Here is a 20,520-nt window from a genome sequence, read left to right on the forward strand (position 1 = left end):
CGGAGATAAAAATGCCCACCACCGTCCGTATCGGATGCGCCAGTGCCTTCTGGGGTGACACCTCGACCGCCGCCGCCCAGCTTGTGGCCGGCGGACGCCTGGATTATCTGGTGTTCGATTACCTGGCCGAGATCACCATGTCGATCATGGCCGGCGCACGCATGAAGGACCCGCAGGCAGGGTTCGCCGCTGATTTCATCGAAGTCCTTGCCCCCCTGCTGCCGCAGTTGGCCGAGCAGAACATCCGCGTGATCAGCAATGCTGGCGGGGTCAATCCACAAGCCTGCGCCGCTGCACTGCAAGCTGCCTGCGACAAGGCCGGCATCGATTTGAAAATCGCCGTACTGCTCGGCGATGACCTGCAACCACAGTTCAAACAACTCAGCGGCATCACCGAGATGTTCAGCGGCGCCCCGCTGCCAGCGATGTGCGTATCCACCAACGCCTACCTCGGCGCGCCGGGCATTGTCGAAGCGCTACGCCTGGGTGCCGATATCGTCATCACCGGCCGAGTAGTCGACAGCGCGGTGGTCAGTGCGGCGCTGGTGCATGAATTCTCCTGGTCGTGGCACGACTACGACAAACTCGCCCAGGCCGCGCTGGCCGGGCACATCATCGAATGCGGCGCACAATGCACCGGCGGCAATTTCACCGACTGGCGTGACGTGCCGGATTACGAACACATCGGTTTCCCGATCGTAGAAGTCAGCGCTGACGGCCAGTTCATCGTCAGCAAACCCGAAGGCAGCGGCGGACTGGTCACACCGCTGACCGTCGGCGAGCAGATGCTGTATGAAATCGGCGATCCGCAGGCCTATCTGTTGCCTGACGTGGTCTGCGATTTCACGCAGGTCAAACTTCAGCAACAAGGCAAAAACGCGGTGCACGTGCACGGCGCCAAAGGCCTGCCACCGAGCGATAAGTACAAGGTCAGCGCCACGTATCCTGACGGTTTTCGCTGCACTGCCAGTTGCCTGATCGCCGGTATCGATGCGGTGGACAAGGCGCATCGGGTCAGTCAGGCGATCATCGACAAGACAGCGGAAATGTTCAGCCAACGCGGCTGGGCGCCTTACTCCGAAACCCATATCGAACTGCTCGGCAGCGAAGCCACCTACGGCCCCCACGGCCAGCGCCACGACAGTCGGGAAGTGGTGATCAAACTCGCTGTGCGCCACCCGAATAAACAGGCACTGGTGCTGTTCTCCCGGGAAATTGCCCAGGCCGCCACCGGCATGGCGCCGGGGCTGACCGGCATCGTCGGCGGGCGGCCAACGGTGTATCCGCTGATTCGTCTGTTCTCTTTTCTGATCGACAAAAGCGCTTGCTCGCTGCACATCGACATGGCCGGTGAACATTATCCGTGTGCCCTGCCCTCACTGAGCGCGCTCGACAGCGAGGATTTGCCTCTGCCCCATCAACCGCCCAAACCACCGGGCCGCGCCGATGCCAGTGTGGCGCTGGTGAAACTGGCCGTGGCGCGCTCCGGCGACAAAGGCAATCACAGCAACATCGGCGTGATGCCGCGCAAACCCGAATACCTGCCGTGGATCGCCGAGGCGCTGACCCCGGCCGTCATTGTCGACTGGATGAGTCACGTGCTCGACCCGATCCACGGCCGGGTCGAGCGCTGGTATCTGCCCGGCACCCACAGCCTCAATTTTCTCTTGGAAAACGCCCTCGGCGGTGGCGGTGTGGCGAGTCTGCGCATCGACCCGCAAGGCAAAGCCTTCGCCCAGCAATTATTGGAAATCCAGATCCCGGTGCCGCAGAGCATCGCCGAACAGCTCGACTAGAGGATTGTTTGCATGGCTTACGCGTCGATTTTCAACGCCGATCTGTTCTGCGGCCAGACCATCATCGTCACCGGCGGCGGCAGCGGCATCGGCCGTTGCACCGCGCATGAACTGGCAGCGCTCGGCGCGAATGTGCTGCTGGTCGGACGCAAGCCGGAAAAGCTCGAAAAAGTAGCCGCCGAAATCGCCGAGGACGGTGGTCGCGCACACTGGAAGGCCTGCGATATCCGTGATGAAGAAGCGGTGAAGCAACTGGTCAAGGAGCTGATCGTCGAGCACGGGCCGATTCATGGTCTGGTCAACAATGCCGGCGGCCAGTACCCGTCGCCATTGGCCTCGATCAATCAGAAAGGTTTCGAAACCGTGTTGCGCACCAATCTGGTCGGCGGCTTCCTGATGGCGCGGGAAGTGTTCAACCAGTCGATGAGCAAACACGGCGGCAACATCGTCAACATGCTCGCCGACATGTGGGGCGGCATGCCCGGCATGGGTCACTCTGGAGCGGCGCGTTCGGGCATGGACAACTTCACCAAGACTGCCGCGTTCGAATGGGGTTACGCCGGCGTGCGAGTCAACGCGGTGGCGCCGGGCTGGATTGCCTCCAGCGGCATGGACACTTACGAAGGTGCGTTCAAAGCGGTGATTCCAACCCTGCGTGAACATGTACCGCTCAAACGTATTGGCACCGAATCGGAAGTCAGTGCGGCGATTGTGTTTCTGCTCAGTCCGGCGGCAGCGTTCATCAGTGGCAGCACCTTGAAAATCGATGGCGCGGCCAGCCTCGGCAGCCGTGCATGGCCACTGCACAAGGCCACTCACAGCGAGTCGTTCAACGGGTTCCACCGGGCGTACCTTCCCGATGTCCTCAAGGACAAGGAGTAAGCCATGCCGCAGATCCAGTCCCGACTCGACCCCCACAGCGAGGCCTTCGCCAGCAACCGCACGGCCATGCTCGCGGCCATCGAGCAGGTGCAGCAACTCGAACAGAACCTGCTGAAAAAGGCCGCCGAAGCGAAAGCCAAATTTGACAAGCGCGGGCAACTGCTGCCGCGCGAACGCCTGAACCTGTTGCTCGATCCCGGCGCGCCATTTCTCGAACTGGCCAGCCTTGCCGGCTATAAATTGCACGACGACAAGGACGGCAGCGCGGCCGGTGGCGGATTGATTGCCGGCATCGGTTACGTGTCCGGCATCCGCGCGATGGTGGTCGCCAATAACAGCGCGATCAAGGGCGGCACCATCTCGCCAAGCGGTTTGAAAAAGTCTCTGCGCCTGCAACAGATCGCCCAGGAAAACAAACTCCCGGTGATCACCCTCGCCGAAAGCGGTGGTGCCAACCTCAATTACGCCGCCGAGATTTTCGTCGAGGGCGCGCGCAGTTTTGCCAATCAGGCACGCATGTCGGCACTGGGTTTGCCGCAGATCACTGTGGTGCACGGCTCGGCCACGGCGGGCGGCGCCTATCAGCCAGGGTTGTCGGATTACGTGGTGGTAGTGCGCGGCAAGGCCAAACTGTTTCTCGCCGGCCCCCCACTGCTGAAAGCGGCCACCGGCGAAGTCGCCACCGATGAAGAGCTGGGCGGTGCCGAGATGCACGCGCAGGTCGCCGGTACGGCTGAATACCTCGCTGAAAACGATGCCGATGGCGTGCGACTGGTGCGTGAAATCCTCCGAATGTTGCCATGGAACGAGCAACTGCCGTGGTTGCCGGAGCCGCAATACAAAGAGCCGCTCTACCCCATTGATGAGTTGCTCGGGCTGATCCCGGACGATCCGAAAAAACCTTACGACGTGCGCGAAATCATCGCGCGCATTGCCGACGAATCCTGCTTCGTCGAATTCAAGAGCGAGTTCGATCAACAGACAATTTGCGGCCAGTTGAAGATTCAGGGCCGCGCTTGCGGTTTCATCGGCAACAACGGCCCGATCACACCGAACGGTGCGAGCAAAGCCGCGCAGTTCATTCAACTGTGCGACCAGAGCCAGACGCCGCTGCTGTTCTTCCACAACACCACCGGTTTCATGGTTGGCACCGAATCGGAACAGCAAGGCGTGATCAAACACGGCTCGAAACTGATTCAAGCAGTGGCCAATGCACGGGTGCCTAAACTGACCATCGTGGTCGGCGGCTCATACGGCGCCGGCAACTATGCGATGTGCGGCCGCGGACTCGATCCGCGCTTCATCTTCGCCTGGCCGAACAGCCGTACGGCGGTGATGGGCGGTGCGCAGGCCGGCAAAGTCTTGCGCATCGTTACCGAAGCCAAGCAGCTCAAGGACGGCCTGACGCCAGACGCGAAAATGCTCGACATGCTCGAACAGGTCACCGCGCAGAAACTCGACAGCCAATCCACCGCGCTCTACGGCAGCGCCAACCTGTGGGATGACGGGCTGATCGATCCGCGCGACACGCGCACCCTGCTCGGCTACTTGCTGGATATCTGCCACGAGGCCGACATTCGCACGTTGCAACCCAACAGCTTCGGCGTCAGCCGGTTCTGACCACCACGGACCCTACGGAGAACAATAACAATGATCTTCACCCCGGAACACGAAGCCCTGCGCCGTACCGTCCGCCAATTCGTCGAACACGAGATCAATCCGCACGTCGAAGAATGGGAAAAGGCCGGCCGCTTTCCCATCCACGAGATTTTCCGCAAGGCTGGCGATCTCGGTTTGCTGGGTATTTCCAAACCGGAAAAATTCGGTGGCATGGGCCTCGACTACAGCTATTCGATCGTCGCCGCCGAAGAGTTCGGCACCATTCATTGCGGCGGCATTCCGATGTCGATCGGCGTGCAGACCGATATGTGCACGCCGGCGCTCGCCCGCTTCGGCTCCGATGAGTTGCGTGAAGAGTTCCTGCGCCCGGCGATCACCGGCGAGCAGGTCGGCTGCATCGGCGTCTCCGAAGTCGGCGCTGGCTCCGACGTCGCCGGGCTGAAAACCACCGCGCGCAAGGACGGCGACGACTATGTGATCAACGGCAGCAAGATGTGGATCACCAACTCGCCGAGTGCTGACTTCATCTGCCTGCTGGCCAACACCTCGGACGACAAACCGCACATCAACAAATCGCTGATCATGGTGCCGATGAACACACCTGGGATCAGCCTCAGTTCACATCTGGACAAGCTCGGCATGCGCAGTTCGGAAACCGCCCAAGTGTTTTTCGACAACGTGCGCGTGCCGCAGCGCAACCGCATCGGCCACGAAGGCGCCGGGTTCATGATGCAGATGCTGCAGTTTCAGGAAGAACGTCTGTTCGGTGCGGCGAACATGATCAAAGGCCTGGAATATTGCGTCGACAGCACCATCGAGTACTGCAAGGAGCGCAAGACCTTTGGCAATGCGCTGATCGACAATCAGGTGATTCACTTCCGCCTCGCCGAATTGCAGACCGAAATCGAATGCCTGCGTGCGCTGGTCTATCAGGCCACCGAGCAGTACGTGAAAGGCCAGGATGTCACGCGGCTGGCGTCGATGGCCAAGCTCAAGGCCGGACGCCTCGGTCGCGAAGTCAGCGACAGCTGCCTGCAATATTGGGGCGGCATGGGCTTCATGTGGGACAACCCGGTGGCCCGTGCCTATCGCGATGTGCGGCTGGTATCGATTGGCGGCGGCGCCGACGAAATCATGCTGGGGATCATCTGCAAACTGATGGGCATCCTCCCGGGGAAAAAGAAATGAGCAGCCTGCCGCAATGCCAGACGCTGTTGCTGGAACTGCATGGCGGCGTGCTGCACATCACCCTCCATCGGCCGGAAAGCCGCAATGCGATGAGCCTGCAGATGGTCAGCGAACTGCGCGCGGTGCTGGCGGCTGTGCGCGATGACCGCGCTGTTCGGGCGTTGGTGCTCAGCGGTGCCGGTGGGCATTTCTGTGCCGGCGGCGATATCAAGGACATGGCCAATGCTCGCGCTCAGGGCACCGAGGCTTACCGCGATTTGAATCGCGCGTTTGGCGCCCTGCTGGAGGAAGCACAGCACACCCCGCAAGTGTTGATCACCGTGTTGCAAGGCGCTGTGCTCGGCGGTGGGTTCGGTCTGGCCTGTGTCAGCGACATCGCGATTGCCGACCATCAGGCGCAATTCGGTCTGCCGGAAACCAGCCTTGGTTTGTTGCCGGCGCAAATTGCGCCGTTTGTGGTGCAGCGCATTGGTCTGACCGAAACCCGAAGATTGGCGCTGACGGCTGCACGATTTGATGGGCATCAGGCACGACGTTTGGGGCTGGTGCATTTTGTCGAGCAGGATGCACAAGCGCTGGCCGAGCGGCTCGATGAGGTGTTGCAGCACGTACTGTGTTGCGCGCCGGAGGCGAATGCGATGACCAAGAAATTGCTGTTGGCGAGTGCCGGGCAGCCTTCGAGTGATTTGCTTGATGAGGCTGCGCAGTGGTTCAGCGAAGCAGTGACTGGCGACGAAGGGATCGAGGGCACCATGGCTTTCGTGCAAAAGCGTAAACCTCGGTGGGCTACCTGAAAGCATCGCTGGCAAGCCAGCTCCCACAGGGGATTTGCGTCGCTCACAAAACCTGTGGGAGCTGGCTTGCCAGCGATGAGGCCAGCAAATGCAATGCAACTTTCCAAGGAAATAGCCCATGCCTGCATTCCACAAAATCCTGATCGCCAACCGCGGTGAAATCGCTTGCCGCATCCAGCGTACCGCCCAGGCCCTCGGCTACCGCACCGTCGCCGTCTTCAGCGATGCCGACGCCGACGCCCTGCACGTACAAATGGCCGATCAGGCCGTTCACATCGGCCCGTCCCCGGTGCAGCAGTCCTACCTGAATATCCCGGCCATTCTCGACGCCGCCCGCCGCAGTGGTGCCGATGCGATCCACCCCGGCTACGGTTTTCTCTCGGAAAACGCCGGGTTCGCCCGCGCCTGCGAGCAGGCCGGGCTGATTTTCATCGGCCCCAGCGTCGAAGCCATCGAATTGATGGGCAGCAAACGCCGCTCAAAAATCGCCATGCTTGAAGCCGGCGTACCGTGCATTGCCGGCTATCAAGGCGCTGAACAGGACGACGCCACCTTGTTGCGGGAAGCCGGGCGCATCGGCTATCCGCTGATGATCAAGGCCAGCGCCGGCGGCGGCGGACGCGGCATGCGTCTGGTGCAGGATGCCGCTGATCTGCCGGCGCAACTGCGCACCGCACGCTCCGAAGCCTTGAACGGTTTCGGCAGCGACGAATTGATCCTCGAGCAAGCGTTGGTCGAACCTCGGCATGTCGAAGTGCAACTGTTCGGCGATCAACACGGCAACCTGATCTACCTCGGCGAACGCGACTGTTCGATCCAGCGCCGCCATCAGAAAGTCATCGAAGAAGCGCCTTGCCCGGTGATGTCCACCGAGTTGCGTCAGGCCATGGGTGAAGCGGCATTGAAAGCCGGGCGCGCAGTGAACTATGTCGGCGCTGGCACGGTTGAGTTTCTGCTCGACGCACGCGGACAGTTCTACTTTCTGGAGATGAACACCCGCCTGCAAGTGGAGCACCCGGTGACTGAGTTGATCACCGGGCTGGATCTGGTTGCGTGGCAATTGCTGGTTGCTGAGGGGCAGCCGTTGCCGCTGACTCAAGAGCAAGTCCAGCTCAACGGGCATGCCATGGAGGTGAGGCTTTACGCCGAAGACCCTGCGCAAGACTTCCTGCCACAAACCGGCCGAGTAGAAGCCTGGGAACCGGCGCTACAGCACGCTGCGCGAATCGATCATGGCTTGCTTGAAGGGCAATCGGTCAGCCCGTTTTATGACCCGATGCTGGGCAAACTGATCGCCTTTGGCGCCACGCGCGAAGAGGCCCGGCGCAAATTGTTGCGCGCGGTACAGGACACAGTGTTACTGGGCGTGCACAGCAATCAGCGCCTGCTTGCCGGCCTGCTGCAACATCCGCAATTCATCAGCGGCGAATTCAGTACCGCGTTCATCGCCCGGCACTTCAGCGATCATCCCTGCCTGCACCGCTACCTTCCCGATGCCAAAGAGCTGGCGATCGCAACGCTGCTTTTCTATCTAGGCAGCGCCCTCTCCCACCGCGCGCCGCTCTCCGGCTGGCGCAACAACGCCAATGTGCCGCTGCATTATCGCCTCGGCCTCGACGATCAGAACTGGACCGTGCAACTGCTCGCGCAAGCGCAATGCGTGTTCAAGGTGCAGGTAGCGGAACGTACGCTCGAATTGAAGCTTATCGACCATGATGCTCAGTCGGTGACGCTGGAAATCGACGGTTTGCGCCAGCATCACGCCTATCGACTCGATGCCGGGCACCTCTGGTTGTTCACCCATCCTGGCAGCTTGCACCTGGAGGATCGAACTCACGCCGTGATCGACAGTCAGACCAGCGCCAGTTCCGGCACCTTGAAAGCGCCGATGGACGGTGCCATCGTCGACGTACTGGTCAGCGAAGGCAGTCCGGTCAGCAAAGGTCAGTTGCTGGTGGTACTGGAGGCAATGAAAATGGAGCACCCGCTCAAGGCCGGCATCGACGGCGTGCTCAAGCGGGTGCAGGTCAAGGTCGGCGATCAGGTAAAAAATCGTCAGGTTCTGTTGCAGGTCGAGTAGTCGCCCACACACCCATGCGGGTTTTGACTACGCTCTGAGTTATCAGAACGCGGAAATCAGGAACCCTGCGATGCCCCACTGGCTGGTCATAGATCTGGAAGCCACCACCGATGAGGGTGGCTGGCCGGTCACCGAAATGGAAATTATCGAGATCGGCGCCACCTTGGTCGATCGCGCCGGACGCGAGCAGGATCACTTCCAGCGCTTCGTCAAACCAACGCGACGGCCGTTACTTACGCCTTTCTGTCGTGAACTGACGCACATCACCCAGGCCAATATCGACACGGCGCAGCCGTTGACCGAAGTCTGGCCGGCGTTCGAATGCTGGCTCGCGCAACATCAGACACGCCTTGAAGGCTGGGCCAGTTGGGGCGATTACGACCGCAAGCAGTTGTTGCATGAATGGCAGCGTCTGCAAATCGACAGTGGCTTGAGCAAGGTGCCGCACATGAACCTCAAACAACGCTTCGCCAAGGCCCGACGCCTGGAACGACCGCTGGGTCTCAACGGCGCGCTGCAACTGGCCGGCATGCAGTTCAGCGGTCAGCAGCATCGAGCGCTGGAGGATGCGCGCAATACGGCGCGGTTGCTGCCACTGGTCTTGCCACTCTAGGGTCAATTCGAGAACTCAGCGGACAGGCGCCGGGCAGGTGACGGCGTTGAAAGCCTTGTGCATACTGGCCGCCTCCAATTTTTAACCCTTTTCGAGGAATCGCCCATGTTTAAAGTCAACGAGTACTTCGACGGCACCGTCAAGTCGATCGCCTTTGGCACCGCTGAAGGTCCGGCGACCATCGGCGTCATGGCCCCGGGCGAATACGAATTCGGCACCGCTCAGCGTGAAATCATGCACGTTGTGTCTGGCGCACTGACCGTCAAACTGCCCGACAGCAGCGACTGGGAAACCTTCGCCGCCGGCAGCCAGTTCAACGTCCCGGCCAACAGCAAGTTCCAGTTGAAGGTAGCGGTCGACACCGCTTACCTGTGCGAGTACCGCGGCTAAACCCACGGCTTTCACTGCGATAAAAAAATGCCCGTGTCCAAGGACACGGGCATTTTCGTTTCAGGCATGGGTTACTCGAGGATTTCCACCGGCATGCCGACTTCGAGTCGACCATTGCTGTCATTCACCAGATTCTGCCCGAACATCGCGCCATCGGCTTCGGCACGATATTTCTGCAAGGTCGCCAGCGGCTCGCGATCGGCACTGCGCTCGCCGGTTTGCGGATCAATCGTGGTGAGGATGCAGCGCGAACACGGCTTGACCACGCGTAATTCGACATCGCCAATGCGAATGCGCTTCCAACTGTCTTCGGCATAGGCCTGACTGCCTTCGATGACCAGATTCGGCCGAAAACGCAGCATTTCCAAGGGTCGTCCGACCTTCTGCGACAGATCCTGCAGGGATGCCTCGCCGATCAACAACAAGGGAAATCCGTCGGCGAACGCGACCTGGTCATCATCGTTGCCATAGCCGGCTTGCGTAGTGCGGGCGCGACCCAGCGGCACCTGTACCAGTCGGGTAGGTTTGCCGATGAAATCACTGACCCAGCGTGCGGCCTCATCACCGGCATCCGGCACGCGCAAGGTATCGCGCCAGATCGTCACGCCGCGCAGTTCGGCGTCGCTGCCTGGCAAGGCGATTTCGATGGAGGACTGTTCAGGTGCGCTCAGGGTCAGACCGCCCTGCGCATTCCACAGGGCCGACAACTGGCTCATCTTCGCTTCAGCGCGCTGGGTCAGGAAGCGGCCGCTGGCTTCGTCCACGAGCATCCAGCGTCGGTCGCCATCAAGCCCCAGCTTGTCGAGGTCGACGCTTTGCAGCACATCGACTTTGCCGGATTTCAACGGGTAACGATAAAGCGCGCTCAGACGCAGCATGGCCAGCTCCCTGGAGGATAAAAACGCCACCCTATACGAGCTTTATCCGCGAATCAAAGGAGTTTGTGTGCGGAAAACCTTGTGGGAGCGAGCTTGCTCGCGAAAGCGGAAATTCACTCAACACATGTGTCGACAGGGAATCCGCCTTCGCGAGCAAGCTCGCTCCCACAGGAGGCTGAAGCGACAGGATCAGGCCGGAACTTCGTCGAGCATCAGGCGCTGACGCACCACGTCGACCAGTTTGTCCGGCTGGAATTTGGACAGGAAGTTGTCGCAGCCGACCTTCTTCACCATCGAGTCGTTGAAACTGCCGGACAGCGAAGTGTGCAGCACCACGTACAAGCCTCGCAGACGCGGATCATTGCGGATTTCGGTCGTCAGACGATAACCGTCCATTTCCGGCATTTCCGCATCGGTGAAGATCATCAGCAGCTTGTCGGTCATGTTCACGCCGGTATCAGCCCAGGCCTTGAGCATGTTCAGCGCCTTCAGGCCATCGCTGGCAATGTGCATTTTCACCCCAAGTTGACCGAGGGTGTCGCGCAATTGCGAGAGTGCCACGTTGGAATCATCCACCAGCAGCACTTCACGGCCACGGGCGCGCTCCAGCACCGGATCATCCAGTTTGTCGCGCGAGACTTTGGCGTTGTAAGGGACGATTTCGGCGAGCACCTTCTCGACGTCGATGATCTCCACCAGTTGATCGTCGACCTTGCTGATCGCGGTCAGATAATGCTGACGCCCGGCACTGGTCGGCGGCGGCAGAATGGCTTCCCAATTCATGTTGACGATGCGATCCACACCGCCCACGAGGAAGGCCTGCACCGAGCGGTTGTATTCAGTAACGATGATGGTGCTGTTCGGGCCTGGCACCAATGGACGCATACCGATCGCCTGCGACAGGTCAATGACCGGCAAGGTCTGACCGCGCAGATTGACTACACCGCACACAAACGGGTGACGCTGTGGCATCAAAGTCAGTTTCGGCAGTTGCAGGACTTCCTGAACCTTGAACACGTTGATCGCGAACAACTGACGTCCGGCCAGTCGAAACATGAGAATTTCCAGGCGATTCTCACCCACCAGTTGCGTGCGTTGGTCTACCGTGTCGAGAATGCCGGCCATCAATGACTCCTGGGCTTGTTCTGATGAATTCACTATGCGAGGTTATCGGCGGCAAATGGCGGTTCTTGATTGCCATACCCGACCCCGTCAAAAATGCCATGATCAGGCATTGATGTCACATTAACATCATGCTTTACTGGCCCGGTGATTTTCATCTGCTACATTCTCTGCGGCGCGACCTCGGTTTGCACGGTAGGTTCCCGTGTCTAAGGGATTCCCCTAGTAACAATCAGGCCCAACCTGATATTCGCAATATCCAATAGCCATTAATGTGACGCCATTCTCATTGCATGAACGGAGTCAGGCTATTGTGTGCGATCGCAGTTCAGTGGAAACAAGCCCTCTGGAACCCCTCAGCCTGTGCACTTGCGCATCTGGGCGCGATCTCCTGTCGATCCACGATCGTCGCCACACACGGCATTCCCTCATCAGACATGACGTTGTGGAGATAAGCATGCCAATGGACCGCAAAGAGTGGGTACAACGCTTCCCCGAATTCCTTGTCGAGGCCGAGCAACTCCTGGCCAAGTCCGAAGAATGCCTCAGCCATCTGCAACTGATCAGCAATGACAAGGACGCCATCGAGTGCATGCTCGGTACCCTCCTCAAACTCGCACGCCGGGCCGAAGCCTTGGCGCTTGAGGCAATTTCCGAGTTTTCCCTGCACATCTACAGCCTGCTCAATCTGAGCCAGGATCACGTCGACCTCCACGAACAGGCCCTGGATGCTTTGCAGGATTGCTTCACGCTGATGGCCTGGCAACTGGAACTGGTCGATCAGAAAACCGGGCAACTGAGCCTCGATGAAAGCGAACAGGCTTCGCTGATTGAAGCGCTTGCCTTTCAAGTCGGGCAAAGCCAGCTTCAGCCGCCGCTTGCGGGCAAACGTTTGCTCCAACTGCCCTACCCGGGACAGGCCTGAGCAGCACGCTGCGCCCACACGGGTACTTCCCATGCAAAACGTTGAATGTCGTAATTGAATAGTTCATACCTGCCAGCGACAAATCGAATTAAATAATCAGCTCTGACAGCCACGAATATTTTCTGCCGGCCTCAGGGTTTGCCTGTGTCTCAAGAAGCACAACTTCAGACAAAACCGACATCCCGCCGAAAACAACAAATCGACTTTTTCCATTATGGAACTTGCGTCCAATCTCATGTACTTCCTGACTCAATGGACATATATAGCAAACGCGACCAACGGTATCTTAAGTGGTATTATGCCGCCCACTAGTTGCTTTCAAATTAATGGCACAGTGATTTCATGGATAGCTATCCACTGAAGTTGGCGGTCAATACGTTTACTGAACCGCGTTGAAATCAATAAGATAATTGACAGCATTTTCAGACAGAGACCCGCCCGCCTCCGGCCGGTCTGCCCGCAGCGAACATCCATTGGCTCCATCCGTTATGTACGCCAGCCTCAAGTCAATCACTACATGGCCACCCTCCCGGGAAAATGCACGCCGGTTCACACTCATACTGTGTGTCGCAGCAACGCTCGGCAGCCTGCTGACCTACGGTTTTTCGACACACCTTAGCCTGGGCTTGCTGCTGCTCAATATCGCCGCTACTGCGTGTGTCTGGGTGCAATATCGACTGTCACGCAAATCCATCAAATTTCAGCCACAGGAACTCGCTGACCGCTTGCTGGAAGTCCAGGAAAACGAACGCCATCGCCTCAGCCGCGAACTGCATGACGATATCGGCCAGTTGCTGACCGCCGCCAAATTGCAGAGCGAGTGGCTCAAGCGCCGCATGCCGGATGACTTGCACGAGCAATGCACGGCGTTGTGCGACACCCTGGAAGAAACCCTCGACAAGGTGCGCGACGTTTCGGCCATTCTCAATCCACGCCAGTTGACCAGCCTGGGGCTTGAAGCCAGCCTGCGCGCGCATCTGCTCAAGACATTGACCAACACCAGTGTGCACTGGAGCCTTGATTGCCAGCAGCGCCTCAACGGTATCCCGGAAGAAATGGCGGTCGCCGCCTTCCGTATTACCCAGGAGGCGGTGACCAATACCCTGCGTCACGCGCAGGCGAAAAATCTGGTGATACGCGTGCAACGTCTGCCAAAAGGGCTGACGCTGCTGATCAGCGATGACGGTCTGGGTTTCGCCCCGGCTGCCAATCCCGGTCGCGAAGGACAACGAGGCATGGCCGGAATGGCCGAACGAATCGAGCAACTGGGCGGCACTCTGAACGTCATCAGCGAGCCGGGCAAAGGCACTCAAATCGAAGCACTCTTCCCCTGGGCGCCTCGCGCACTCGAGCGGGCCAGTACGAATAAGGTTATGCGTTGACTTGCAACTTACTTCTGGTGGATGACCACTCGCTGATCAGGGCCGGCGTGCGCGCTCTTGTGCTGGATATTCCCGGTTACGCGGTGATTGGCGAGGCCAATGACGGTTCGCAGCTGCTCGAAATGGTCGAGCAACTGAGTCCGGATATCGTGTTGCTGGATATCTCCATGAAAGAAACCGGTGGCCTGGAGGCCCTGCAACGGCTCAAGCGAGTGCGCCCGCAGAGCAAGGTGCTGATCCTGTCGATGCACACCGATCCGGCGCTGATCATGCAGGCACTCGAGTCCGGCGCCCACGGCTACCTGCTCAAGGATACGACGGCCACCGAGCTCGAACATGCACTGGAAGCCTTGCGCAACAACGAGCGCTACCTGAGCCCGGCCATCGCTCATACCGTGATCAATCAGGCCCTGACCCGGAATCAGAAGCAGCAGCCGGAAATCGCCGACTCGCACAATCTGACCGCCCGACAACTGGAAATCCTGCGCTTGATCGTGCGGGGCAAATCCACCCGGGAAATCGCCAATGGCCTGGGGTTGAGCATCAAGACTGTCGAGACCCACCGCTCACAGATCATGAAGCGCCTGCAAATCTACGACGTGGCAGGCCTGGTGCTGTTCGCTGTACGCGAACAGATCATCAGCCTGGACGACTGACCGATCCGGCGCGACTCAACAATGGAGAGTGCTCCGGCAAATGCACACGCAACGCCGCCGGACGCGCTTCAAATCGCATACTGTCACCTTCCAGCGGCTCGCCATCAAGGTTGATGCAAAGTCCTTCGGCCACCTTGATTTCGACCCATGGCAAACGGGTTCGAACAAACATGTTATCGATCCCGAAACCATCACTGAGCAGCGTCTTCAACGTGCCCACCAACTCCTGTGGCGCCGGCAGGATGCTGATATCAAGCAACCCGTCATCGGCCAGCGCCTCCGGGCACAATACGTGCCCACCGCCGGCCTGACGACCGTTGCCGATGCCCAATGCCAACAGCTCACCACGCCAGTGAAAATCCGGCCCCTGAAGTTCGCCATAAGCAGCATGCAGCTCGCTGAACCGAGACAGGCCAGTGAACAGATAGGCTGCACCGCCGAGTACTTTTTTCAGATCCTCGGACGTATTGGCCGTGACCTGGCTGCCGAAACCACCGGTGGCCATATTGAGGAAAATCTGCCCGCCCACTTCACCCAGATCAATAGCGCGCGGCGGTACATCGAGCAGCTCAAGGGCTTCGGCAGGCTCCAATGGCACGCCGGCTGCGCGGGAAAAATCGTTGGCAGTGCCCAAAGGCAAAAGGACCAGACTGGCTTTGCCCGGATGCGCCGCGAGTGCTTCGGCGATGTCGCGCAACGTGCCATCTCCACCGCCGGCGATAATCTTTGTGTAGCCGTCCGCCAAGGCTTGCTCCACCCAACGCTGAGCATCCCCTGCCTCCCACGTCAGACGCACGGCCAGCTCCCAGCCTTGCTTGCGCTTGTCCTCGACGGCGGTGCGTACCGCCTCGTTGAGTGCCTGCTTGCCATGCAGAATCAACAGCGCCCGGCGTTCACTCATCTCATCACTCCAAAATCCGATCGGTTGAGTCATCTTGACCACTGCCGCACGTAAAAAAGCCGTCGGCCTCACAATTAATTCATCCTTCGGACCGAGACGTCCTACACGGCGGTATTTTTTCTTACAAAACATGCGGAATCGGCTTAATTGACCCGGCTCAAGCATTGGGTCACCGTGTGCTGGCGGTATCGATCTTCAATCCAATACACAAGGACGTGCATGTAATGAGTGGATACACCCCCAGGGCTCTTGCCAGTTCGAGAGCTGGAAAAGCTTGCAAGCGAACAATTGAAACAACCGGTGGATGCTTCCATGCCAAGTCATGAAGCCAGAATGCCAGTGAGTCCCGTTGGCCCCCTCGTCGAAAGTCGCGCGAAGCAGAAGTCCGATTTCAAAAACAGCACCAGAACCACTGGAGAAGTTGATATGGAACCCCGAGTTACCGAGCTGGAAACCCATCTCAAATACCTTCGACGGGACATGGACGAAATCCGCGGTGACGTCAGAACGATCAAGCACCGGCTTGCCTACTCGGCGGGTGCAACAGCGGTAGTGTTGGGCCTGCTGGGTTGGGTGGCCAATAGCCGATTCGATCAGCTTGTGACATTGATCAGCAATTAAGTGATGAGTCATTGCAGGCGCCGCCCGAGCCAGCCGACGCCTGCATTTGCACGACGTGATCAGCCCAGCAGGTCACTCAGCGGAATGAAGACCACTTGGTCTCCTTCGTTCAGCGTGCGACCTTCCAGCACTTCGACCAATCCATCTGCCCACGCCGCGCTACGCAGCACGCCCGAACTCTGGTTGCGGTAAATAGTCGCCCGTCCTTGCTCGAGACGGCCTCGCAAGTACTCACGACGATTGCCTGGCACCGGCCAGTCAAAACCTGCCGGCACGGTGAACTTCAGCGGCTCGACATCCCGCACGCCCTGACGGCGTAACAGGTAGGGTCGAGTGAGCAGCGCAAAGGTCACCAATGTCGACGCCGGATTTCCTGGCAAGCCAATGACCGGCACGCGGCGGAAATGGCCGAACGTCAGCGGTTTTCCAGGCTTGATCGCCAGTTTCCAAAGGGCAAGCTCGCCCTCCTCGCGCAAGGCGACACCGAGAAAATCCGCCTCACCTACCGACACCCCCCCCGTGGAAAGAATCAGGTCAACATCCTGCAACTCCGCCAGACGGGTACGGGTAGTGGCCAGATCATCCGGAAGAATACCGGCATCGATCACTTCACAGCCCAGTCGTTGCAGCCAACTGCACAGCAACACCCGATTGCTGTTGTATATCTGACCGGGCCCCAGTGCCTGGCCCGGTTCGACCAATTCATCGCCGGTGGAAATCACCGCGACTCGAACCTTGCGCACGACCTTCAACCCGGCACAACCCAACGATGCGGCCAGCCCCTGCTCTATCGGACCCAAGCGGGTGCCGGCGGGCAGGATCAGCTCACCGACAGTGGTTTCCTGGCCTTGCGGACGGATGTTCTGCCCCGCCTTCATCGGTTCGAGGAAACGCACCTGTTCATCGGCTTGTACCTCAGCGTTTTCCTGCATTTCCACGCAATCAGCACCCGCCGGCACCGGAGCCCCGGTGAAAATCCGTGCACAGGTACGCGGCTTCAGCGGTTCGGGGGATTGCCCGGCAAACACCTTCTGACTGACCGGCATCGGTTCGCCCGTCCAGTCGGCCAGATTCAGCGCATAACCGTCCATGGCACTGTTCGGCCACGGCGGCAGATCCAGCGTCGAAATCAGGTCTTCGCTCAGTACCCGCCCCTGAACCTGAGCCAGAGGCAAATATTCATGCTCGACAATGGGCGAGGCTTCAGCCATTTCGAGCAGGCGCGTCAACGCCACCTCGACCGGCATCAGTGCCCCGGTCTTGCCCGGCTTACCCACGGGATTCACAAGGCGCCGCCTGCTTCAAATGAGTGACGAAATTGCATGGGCGGTGACGCGCGTCCAACTGCTCGCCCAGGATGCCATCCCAACCGGTGCGCACGGCATTGGTTGAACCCGGCAAGCAGCAAACCAGCGTGCCATTGGCCAGGCCCGCCAGCGCACGGGACTGCACGGTCGAGGTCCCGATATCGGCGACCGAAATCTGCCGGAACAACTCACCAAACCCGTCGACCTGTTTGTCCAGCAGGCAGGCAACGGCTTCCGGTGTGCTGTCGCGACCGGTGAAACCAGTACCGCCGGTGATCAGCACAACCTGCACCACATCGTCGGCAATCCAGGTGGCGACTTGCGCGCGAATTTTGTAGAGGTCATCTTTGAGCAGAACCCGCTGCGCCAGAAAATGACCCGCCGCCGTCAAGCGGTCGACGAAGACCTGGCCTGAGGTGTCGGTTTCCAGGGTTCGGGTGTCACTGACTGTCAGTACCGCAATATTGAGCGGCACGAAAGGTACATCAGCCTTGGCTTTCATAGGCTCGTCCAGTTGTAGGAGAAACAGCCCGGTGTTATATCACAGCGCCCCATTTTTTCGCCGCCCCACTGGAGAGCTGCCATGACCCTCGATACGCAACTGCCCGCCTGCTCCATTCTGCTCCTCGCAGGCGGACGCGGCCAACGCATGGGCGGTCAGGACAAAGGCTTGATCGAGTGGCTGGGCGAGCCGTTGATTGTGCACTTGCAGCGCAAGGTCCGCGGGCTGACCGACGATCTGATCATCTCCTGCAACCGTAATCGCGAGCGTTACGCGCCGTTTGCCGATCAATTGGTGGTCGATGACGAGGGCGATTTTCCAGGGCCATTGGCCGGCATTCGTGCAGGCTTGAAAGCTGCGCGCCATACGCACCTTCTTGTTTTACCCTGTGATGTCCCGCGAATTGATGCGGCATTACTGCAAAGCATGCGCGAAGCCGCCAATCAGCATCCTGAAAAACCTTTAATGTTGCGCCATGACGCGCATTGGGAACCGTTGCTGTGTGTGATTCCGGTGGCCTTGCTAGATGCCTTCGAAAACGCCTGGAACGCCGGTGAACGCAGCCCCGGCCGGGTCATGCGCAATCTCGGCGCCACTGCCCTGGAGTGCCCGGACAACGACCCGCGACTAGCCAACCTCAACACCCCCGAACTGTTAAATTCCCACAACACTGTGTCAGACTGACACCATTCAAGGAACTCTCACGCCTTGTATACGTCTCAAGCTCAGTAACCAAAAGAATTCCCATTCGGAGACACACCCATGACTCAACGGACCCTCGCCACTTTCATGCTCGCACTGGGCCTTGCCACCCTCGCCGGTTGCTCGTCGCCTACAGTGATCACCTTGAATGACGGTCGCGAAATCCAGGCCGTCGACACCCCGAAATACGATGACGATTCGGGCTTCTACGAGTTCAAACAGCTGGACGGCAAAGAAACTCGCATCAACAAGGATCAGGTTCGTACCGTTAAAGAGCTGTAAGCTCTGGGTCGATACCGGATACAGAAAAGCCCGCATTGATTGCGGGCTTTTTCATGGGCGCTCGAAAAGTGAGGCGGTTTCACCACTGCAGCGTGATCCGGCTCTCGAATTCGCGCTCCTCACCGGTCACCGGGTCGACAAACCGCAGCCCCTGCGCCAGCAGCTTCAGCGGATTGGCGTAATCGTCCTCGACGTCTTTCAACACCTGCGGATAGAACGGATCGTTGCAGATGCTCGCCCCCAGCGCAGTCATGTGGACGCGCAGTTGATGTTTCTTGCCAGTCACCGGAAACAAACCATAGCGCCACAGATCGCCATGCTTTTCCCGAACTTCCACCGCCGTTTCGGTATTGCTGGCACCGGCGCCTTCCTGCATGCGGAAAAACGGTTCGCCGTCCACCAGACGACTCTTGTGTACCAAGGGAAAATCCAGATCTGGCAGCGCCGGTGCAATAGCCTCATAGCGCTTGTCGATCTGCCGCGTGGGGAACAGCGACTGATAAGCCGATCGGGTTTGCGGATTGGCCGAGAAAATGACCAGTCCCGCTGTGTGCCGGTCGATGCGGTGCAGTGGCACCAGGTGAGGATTGTCCAGGCGACGAATCAGCCTGCGCAACAAGGTTTGCTCAACGTATTCGCCGGCGGGCGTCACCGGCAGAAAATGCGGCTTGTCAGCCACCACCAGATGTTCGTCTGCATACAGGATCGACTCGACCACCGGGATCGGTTTTTCGTCCGGCACTTCGCGAAAATAGTGAATCCGCAAGCCTTCCTTGTAAGCCAAATCCACCGATATCGGCTGGCCATGGCCGTCCAGCACGCGTCCCCGAGCGATGCGGTCCAGCCATTGCTCGCGGTCAATGGCGCGGAAATGCTCGCACAGGCAATCGAGTACGGTCAGCCATTTACCGGGCGGCAGATAAAGTGTGCTCGCCTGATTCTGAGCAGCAGAGAATGTAGATGTGGACATACGGAAATCGAACCCTCAATACAGGGCGGCATTATCCAGCAGTGAGGGAAACGAACCTAGCGCAGAATGCTCAGGCCGGGATTGTTTTCAGCGCGGCAGCGTCGGTGAATTCCTTGAGCCAGCGCAATACGTCAACTGCATCCCAGCGGCCCGGATCGTACAAGGCGTAAAGCAATCCCTGATAACCGACCACATCGAGTTGCTTGTGATAACCGGCACGCTGAAACAAGGCCTCGATCTCGGCAAAGCAGGTATTGAAATGCAGTTTGTTGAAGGGCGTCTTGCCTTCCGTGACCAGCCCGTCCAGGCGCAATTCGAGAACGGCCTCGCGCACCACGTCAACCGACATCCGGTTCACGCTGTTCTTCAACTGTTCGACATTGACCACGGTTCATCCCTCTGACGCTTTACTGTATGAACATACAGTAACCGAACAAAGCGCAAAATGCCAAGGAATGGATGGCAGCGGCGACCGGCGGGATAAACCGGAAAAGCGGATTAACGCAGAAACGCGACGACTTCATCAGCGCTGAATGGCCAGCCCAGTTCAGCCCCGGTGTCGATGCGGCGCAACACCGGAATTCGCAGACTGTAAGCTTCGAACCACGTTTCATCGTCAGCGATATCGACCAGTTCAACCAGCAGGCCATGCTCAACGAAAGGCATCAACTCGGCCTCAGCGACTTCGCACAAATGACACCCAAGGGTGCCGAACAGCTGACATTCAGGAGGCATGATTGCTCAACCAAAAAATGAGTGGGCCTATTCTAGGCCGCACCTGAAAACCCGTCGAGCCACCTCCGCCCAAAGGCTCCAGCCCCCCCGACAAAGGCTCACAGGCAAAACCCTGACGCAAATCAGTCCGCAGAAATACCAATTACGCGATCCTCCCGGTCTTTTTGCCTCTAC

General features: G+C 59.1%; 22 protein-coding genes. 14 read left to right on the top strand and 8 right to left on the bottom strand.

Annotated features, from left to right (window positions below; translation table 11 throughout):
- The first annotated feature begins 11 nt into the window (after positions 1–11).
- The 8 genes from RMV17_RS20570 (at position 12) to RMV17_RS20605 (ending at position 9,363) form a co-directional block, all read left to right on the top strand.
- Complete coding sequence (locus tag RMV17_RS20570) at positions 12–1,796, top strand: acyclic terpene utilization AtuA family protein (protein WP_311882147.1); 1,785 nt, start codon at positions 12–14, stop codon at positions 1,794–1,796.
- A gap of 12 nt (positions 1,797–1,808) precedes the next feature.
- Positions 1,809–2,678, top strand: a complete 870-nt coding sequence (locus RMV17_RS20575) for an SDR family oxidoreductase (protein ID WP_311882149.1) — start codon at positions 1,809–1,811, stop codon at positions 2,676–2,678.
- Positions 2,679–2,681: 3 nt separating this feature from the next.
- Positions 2,682–4,298: a geranyl-CoA carboxylase subunit beta gene (gene atuC / locus RMV17_RS20580; RefSeq protein WP_311882150.1), complete on the top strand. Its 1,617-nt coding sequence runs from the start codon at positions 2,682–2,684 to the stop codon at positions 4,296–4,298.
- A 30-nt stretch (positions 4,299–4,328) separates the two neighbouring features.
- The gene (atuD, locus tag RMV17_RS20585) at positions 4,329–5,486 is read left to right on the top strand and encodes a citronellyl-CoA dehydrogenase (protein ID WP_108562891.1); all 1,158 of its coding nucleotides are present in this window, start codon (positions 4,329–4,331) and stop codon (positions 5,484–5,486) included.
- Entirely contained in the window at positions 5,483–6,280 is a 798-nt protein-coding gene (locus tag RMV17_RS20590; RefSeq protein ID WP_311882152.1) for an enoyl-CoA hydratase-related protein, read from the top strand. Before atuD ends, RMV17_RS20590 begins: the two co-directional genes overlap by 4 nt.
- A 118-nt stretch (positions 6,281–6,398) precedes the next feature.
- Positions 6,399–8,360 (top strand): acetyl/propionyl/methylcrotonyl-CoA carboxylase subunit alpha, encoded by a 1,962-nt coding sequence (locus RMV17_RS20595; RefSeq protein ID WP_311882154.1) that lies wholly within the window; start codon positions 6,399–6,401, stop codon positions 8,358–8,360.
- A 70-nt stretch (positions 8,361–8,430) separates the two neighbouring features.
- Positions 8,431–8,973 (top strand): exonuclease domain-containing protein, encoded by a 543-nt coding sequence (locus tag RMV17_RS20600; RefSeq protein ID WP_311882156.1) that lies wholly within the window; start codon positions 8,431–8,433, stop codon positions 8,971–8,973.
- Between the two features lie 105 nt (positions 8,974–9,078).
- Entirely contained in the window at positions 9,079–9,363 is a 285-nt protein-coding gene (locus RMV17_RS20605; protein WP_003226701.1) for a pyrimidine/purine nucleoside phosphorylase, read from the top strand.
- 71 nt (positions 9,364–9,434) lie between these two features.
- On the opposite strand, the gene RMV17_RS20610 is transcribed toward RMV17_RS20605, so the two are convergent.
- The gene (locus RMV17_RS20610; protein ID WP_311882158.1) at positions 9,435–10,241 is read right to left on the bottom strand and encodes an MOSC domain-containing protein; all 807 of its coding nucleotides are present in this window, start codon (positions 10,239–10,241) and stop codon (positions 9,435–9,437) included.
- 189 nt (positions 10,242–10,430) lie between these two features.
- Entirely contained in the window at positions 10,431–11,366 is a 936-nt protein-coding gene (locus RMV17_RS20615) for a chemotaxis protein CheV (RefSeq protein ID WP_034155209.1), read from the bottom strand.
- Positions 11,367–11,820: 454 nt separating this feature from the next.
- On the opposite strand from RMV17_RS20615, the gene RMV17_RS20620 reads away from it, so the two are divergent.
- The 3 genes from RMV17_RS20620 to RMV17_RS20630 all read left to right on the top strand — a co-directional run bounded on the left by RMV17_RS20620 (position 11,821) and on the right by RMV17_RS20630 (position 14,326).
- Positions 11,821–12,288 carry a hypothetical protein gene (locus RMV17_RS20620; protein WP_311882161.1) on the top strand — a complete coding sequence of 156 codons (468 nt, stop codon included), beginning with the start codon at positions 11,821–11,823 and terminating at the stop codon, positions 12,286–12,288.
- 488 nt (positions 12,289–12,776) lie between these two features.
- Positions 12,777–13,670, top strand: coding sequence for a sensor histidine kinase (locus RMV17_RS20625; RefSeq protein WP_311887074.1), 894 nt, complete (start codon positions 12,777–12,779; stop codon positions 13,668–13,670).
- Entirely contained in the window at positions 13,667–14,326 is a 660-nt protein-coding gene (locus RMV17_RS20630) for a response regulator transcription factor (RefSeq protein ID WP_034155212.1), read from the top strand. Before RMV17_RS20625 ends, RMV17_RS20630 begins: the two co-directional genes overlap by 4 nt.
- Here the strand turns inward: RMV17_RS20630 and yegS are convergent.
- Positions 14,310–15,227, bottom strand: a complete 918-nt coding sequence (gene yegS, locus RMV17_RS20635) for a lipid kinase YegS (protein WP_108225870.1) — start codon at positions 15,225–15,227, stop codon at positions 14,310–14,312. The two genes, RMV17_RS20630 and yegS, sit on opposite strands and share 17 nt — an antisense overlap.
- Before the next feature lie 312 nt (positions 15,228–15,539).
- On the opposite strand from yegS, the gene RMV17_RS20640 reads away from it, so the two are divergent.
- Positions 15,540–15,848 carry a hypothetical protein gene (locus RMV17_RS20640; protein WP_311887075.1) on the top strand — a complete coding sequence of 103 codons (309 nt, stop codon included), beginning with the start codon at positions 15,540–15,542 and terminating at the stop codon, positions 15,846–15,848.
- A 59-nt stretch (positions 15,849–15,907) separates the two neighbouring features.
- Here RMV17_RS20640 and glp read toward each other — a convergent pair whose 3' ends face one another.
- Entirely contained in the window at positions 15,908–17,134 is a 1,227-nt protein-coding gene (glp, locus tag RMV17_RS20645; RefSeq protein ID WP_311882165.1) for a gephyrin-like molybdotransferase Glp, read from the bottom strand.
- Positions 17,118–17,657, bottom strand: a complete 540-nt coding sequence (moaB, locus tag RMV17_RS20650) for a molybdenum cofactor biosynthesis protein B (protein ID WP_007908664.1) — start codon at positions 17,655–17,657, stop codon at positions 17,118–17,120. Before moaB ends, glp begins: the two co-directional genes overlap by 17 nt.
- A gap of 81 nt (positions 17,658–17,738) precedes the next feature.
- On the opposite strand from moaB, the gene mobA reads away from it, so the two are divergent.
- Together mobA and RMV17_RS20660 are read left to right on the top strand one after the other, a co-directional pair.
- The gene (gene mobA / locus RMV17_RS20655; RefSeq protein ID WP_034155215.1) at positions 17,739–18,341 is read left to right on the top strand and encodes a molybdenum cofactor guanylyltransferase MobA; all 603 of its coding nucleotides are present in this window, start codon (positions 17,739–17,741) and stop codon (positions 18,339–18,341) included.
- Between the two features lie 78 nt (positions 18,342–18,419).
- The gene (locus RMV17_RS20660) at positions 18,420–18,641 is read left to right on the top strand and encodes a YgdI/YgdR family lipoprotein (protein WP_007908660.1); all 222 of its coding nucleotides are present in this window, start codon (positions 18,420–18,422) and stop codon (positions 18,639–18,641) included.
- A 79-nt stretch (positions 18,642–18,720) separates the two neighbouring features.
- On the opposite strand, the gene RMV17_RS20665 is transcribed toward RMV17_RS20660, so the two are convergent.
- From RMV17_RS20665 to RMV17_RS20675, 3 genes are all read right to left on the bottom strand, one after another.
- A complete protein-coding gene (locus RMV17_RS20665) occupies positions 18,721–19,611 on the bottom strand; it encodes a pseudouridine synthase (protein WP_108225868.1) in 891 nt (296 codons plus the stop codon).
- Between the two features lie 70 nt (positions 19,612–19,681).
- Positions 19,682–19,999 carry a transcriptional regulator gene (locus RMV17_RS20670; protein WP_016985469.1) on the bottom strand — a complete coding sequence of 106 codons (318 nt, stop codon included), beginning with the start codon at positions 19,997–19,999 and terminating at the stop codon, positions 19,682–19,684.
- Between the two features lie 110 nt (positions 20,000–20,109).
- Complete coding sequence (locus tag RMV17_RS20675; RefSeq protein ID WP_311882171.1) at positions 20,110–20,346, bottom strand: glutaredoxin family protein; 237 nt, start codon at positions 20,344–20,346, stop codon at positions 20,110–20,112.
- Between the last annotated feature and the right edge of the window lie 174 nt (positions 20,347–20,520).

The sequence above is a fragment of the Pseudomonas sp. VD-NE ins genome (assembly GCF_031882575.1).
GTDB lineage: Bacteria > Pseudomonadota > Gammaproteobacteria > Pseudomonadales > Pseudomonadaceae > Aquipseudomonas > Aquipseudomonas fluorescens_BZ.